The 3,378-nt window shown below is 78.6% G+C and carries 4 protein-coding genes; all 4 read left to right on the forward strand.

The genetic code is table 11. The features are described 5' to 3' along the window. On the forward strand, positions 1-914 hold a 914-nt coding region (locus VR45_RS21855), incomplete at its 5' end, for a hypothetical protein (RefSeq protein ID WP_045941500.1). Positions 915-1,129: 215 nt separating this feature from the next. Continuing rightward, positions 1,130-2,356 carry a hypothetical protein gene (locus tag VR45_RS21860; RefSeq protein ID WP_107084240.1) on the forward strand — a complete coding sequence of 409 codons (1,227 nt, stop codon included), beginning with the start codon at positions 1,130-1,132 and terminating at the stop codon, positions 2,354-2,356. Next, on the forward strand, positions 2,353-2,901 hold the full coding sequence (locus VR45_RS21865) for a hypothetical protein (protein ID WP_045941502.1): 549 nt from the start codon (positions 2,353-2,355) through the stop codon (positions 2,899-2,901). Before VR45_RS21860 ends, VR45_RS21865 begins: the two co-directional genes overlap by 4 nt. Positions 2,902-3,100: 199 nt before the next feature. Then, the gene (locus VR45_RS21870; protein ID WP_045941503.1) at positions 3,101-3,322 is read left to right on the forward strand and encodes a hypothetical protein; all 222 of its coding nucleotides are present in this window, start codon (positions 3,101-3,103) and stop codon (positions 3,320-3,322) included. Positions 3,323-3,378 lie beyond the last annotated feature (56 nt).

Raw genomic sequence — 3,378 nt, forward strand, 5'->3', positions numbered from 1 at the left:
TCCACCACTACCTGGACGCCCGGGGTGTCGACCACGAGACGCTGGTGCTGCCCGGCCACGAACAGGTGAAGACCATGGACGCGGTGTTCCAGGTCGCCGACCGGATGGACTCCTTCGGGATCCCCCGCCGGGGCGCGCCGGTGCTGGCGGTCGGCGGCGGCGTGCTCGCCGAGGTCGTCGGGCTCGCCTGCACCCTCTACCGCCGTTCCACGCCGTTCGTGCGGGTCCCCACCACCCTGCACGGCCTGGTCGCCCACCGCCCCGAGGCCGAGACGCTGGTCGACCCGGCCTTCCTGGTCACCCTGGGGCGCCGCCATGTCGCCAGCGGCCTCGCCGAGGTCCTCAAGCTCGCGCTGATCGCGGACGCGGAGCTGTTCGGGCTGCTGGAGCGGCGCGGCCGGGACCTGCTCGACACCCGCTTCCAGGCCGCCGGCATCGGCGCCGCCGTGCTCGCGCGCGTCGTCGACGCAACGGCGTTCGAGGGGCGCGCTGTCGCCGGGGCGGACGGCCGGGAGCGCCTGCGGCACTACGGGCACACGTTCAGCCCGACGGTGGAGACGCGCGCGCTGCCGGAGCTGCTGCACGGCGAGGCGGTCTGCGTCGACATGGCGCTGACCACGGCGGTCGCCCGGCGGCGCGGCCTGGTCGGCGCGGAGCAGGCCGAACGGATCCTCCGGCTGATGCGGCGGTTCGAACTGCCGGTCTGGCACCCGCTGCTGGAGTCGATCGCGCTCGCCGAGGCACTCGCCGACACCGTTCGGCGACGCGACGGACGGCGGTGGCTGCCGCTGCCGTCCGGGATCGGCGCGGGGGTGCTCGTCGACGACCTGGGCGGGCGCGAACTCGTCGGCGCGGCAGGGTGGTTGCGCGCCTGGTCGGCGGTGGCGGCCGCAGCGCCGACGCTCGACGGCTGACAGCTTCGACCGCCCCGCCCGACTCGCCCGGCTCGCCGCCCCGCCCGGCTCGCCGCCATGCCCGAGCCGCCGCCGCGCCCGAACGGCCCGGACGGCCCGGACGTCCCGGACGTCCCGCCCGGTGGACAGGGCCCGGACGGGCCCCGGGGCTCAGGCGCCCGGGGCGACGGGCGCGACACGCTGGGCCTCCGACCCCGAACGGGAGGAGGCCCCCCATGCGTCGCAGTGCCCGGTTGGACCGGCGGATCCAGGCCGGTGCCGCGCACCTCACCCTCGCGGTTCGCGGCGGCGAGCACTCCTGGGGCGAACTGGGCACGCGGATCGCCGAGTTCGAGGCCCAGCGGTTCGTCCTCGTCACCGACGGCACCGCGCCCCCGGGCCAGCTGGCCCGCGTCCGCGCGCTCGCCGAGGCCCGGGCGCCCACCGTCCTGCACGAGCTCCGCGCGCGCCCCCTCCCCGGCGACCCGGCCACCGGCGGCGGGACGGAGGCCGAGGCCCTCCCCGACGGCACGGTGATCGCGGTCGGAGGCGAACGCGCCTGCGCGGTCCCGGCCGCCGTCCGGGTGCCGACCGACCTCGCCGCCGCCTGCGGTCCCGCCCTCACTCTGCACCGTCCGGTCCCGGCCGCCCTGGCCTGGGTCCGGTCCGACCTGCTCGCCGCCCGGCCCGCCGCGCGGACCCGGGCCGGGCTCGTCGCCGTCGTCCGGCACGTGCTCGCCGTCTGCCCGGCCCACTACCCGGCGCTCGCGGGCCTGCTCACGCCCGGGGCCCGCCACGACGCGCGGACCCTGACCGCACTGCTCGCCCTGTGCGCCGACGCCCGGTCCGCCCTGGTCTGCTTCGACCCGGACGAGACCGGCCCCGCACTCGCCCTCGGCTACGGCCGCAGCCTCGCCGCCGCCGCGCGGGCGGTCCTCGGCCCCGCACTCGCGCCCGGCGACGCCGACGCCCTGGGCCTGTTGCTCGCCGCCGCGGTGGCGGCCCGGCTCGGCCTGGCCGACCGCCCGACCGGCCGGGCCCACCGGGCCCTGCTCGCGCGGAACGGCTCCGCGACCGCCCTGCCCGCCGGAGCGGACCTCGACCGGCTCGCCGCCGCGGCCGTCGCCGTCACCCGGCCCGGCCTGCTGCTCCTCGCCGACCTGGGACGTCCGTACTGCGCCGACGGGCGGCTGCTGACCCCGGTGGACGGCCCGGTCCTGCGGGCCGCCGTGGGCGAGCTGGCTGCCCGGACCGACCGGGCCGACCGGGTCACCGTTCCGCACAGCCGGGCCGCCGGGACCGGCCCGGCCGGACCCCCGAACCGGGGGGACGAGCGCCCGGCCGCCGGCCGGGAACAGGACGGGACCGGGTCCCCGTGCGGCCGGGACGGCAGGCGCAGCACCGTGGAGATCAGAAGCGGCCCAGCAGGGACCGCAGCTCAGCAGAAGGAGTTCCCGTCATGACGGGCACCGTCATCACCGACCTCCGCCGCCGCGGCGCCGTCGACCCCAGCCGGGTGCTGACCGGACCGCTCCGCGCCGTCGGACTGCAGTGGCTCGACCCGGGCCGCAGCGTCGAGGTCGCCGCCGAGGGCGTCGAACGCGCCCTCTACATCACGGCCGGCTCGGGCATCGCCACGGTGCCCGGGGCCGAGGCCGACGCGTCGACGGTCGCCGACTCCGGACTCCCGCTGGTCGAGGGCACCGCCCTGACCCTGCCGCTCGGCGCGCGCACCGTGCTCACGGCCGGTACTACCGGGCTCGAGTACTTCCACGCGATCCTCGCCGTCACCGGCCGCCCGGGCGGCGCCACCGCCCACCCGGCGGCCGAGCGCCCGACCACCGAGCAGCACGTCACCGAGCAGCCCGCCACCGAGCGTCCGGTCACCGAGCGCCCGAGTACCGAGCAGCCGGTCACCGAGCACCCGGCCACCGACGACGGCTCGGCCGCCGACACCCCCGACCGTCCCGAGACCCCTCCGAGCCCCAAGGGAGGCGAGGCACGATGATCGTCACCACCGCCACGGCCTCGGCCACCGTCATCCTCGGCCCGAACGGCGAACGCGTCCGCGTCCGCTGCCTGGCGCGCCGGTCCATGCTCACCAGCGCCTGCGAGACCTTCGACCACCTGCGGCTCAGCCCCGGCGCGCACCACGCGCTGCCGGGGCGGCCGGACGGCGAGACCGTCCTGTTCGTGGTGTCCTGTTCGTGGTGCGCGGCTCGCTGCTCGTCGGCCGGACCGCCGACGAGCCGGACCACCTGGCCGTCGACGGCGACCTGCTGCTGGCGACCCGGGGCTGTTCGCTGCGGCTGGAGGCCGGCCCGCTCGGCGCCGAGGTGCTCTGCCTGGCGCTGGACGCGCCGCGCCGCACCACCGCGACCAGGAACTCCCTGGCCCGCCGCCGCGCCGAACGGCGCAGCCGGCCATGACCGGTCCCGCCGCCGCCCCGCCGCCCGACCACCCCGCCGCCCGACCACCCCGCCGC

The sequence above is a fragment of the Streptomyces sp. NRRL S-495 genome, assembly GCF_000966955.1.
Classification (GTDB): domain Bacteria; phylum Actinomycetota; class Actinomycetes; order Streptomycetales; family Streptomycetaceae; genus Kitasatospora; species Kitasatospora purpeofusca.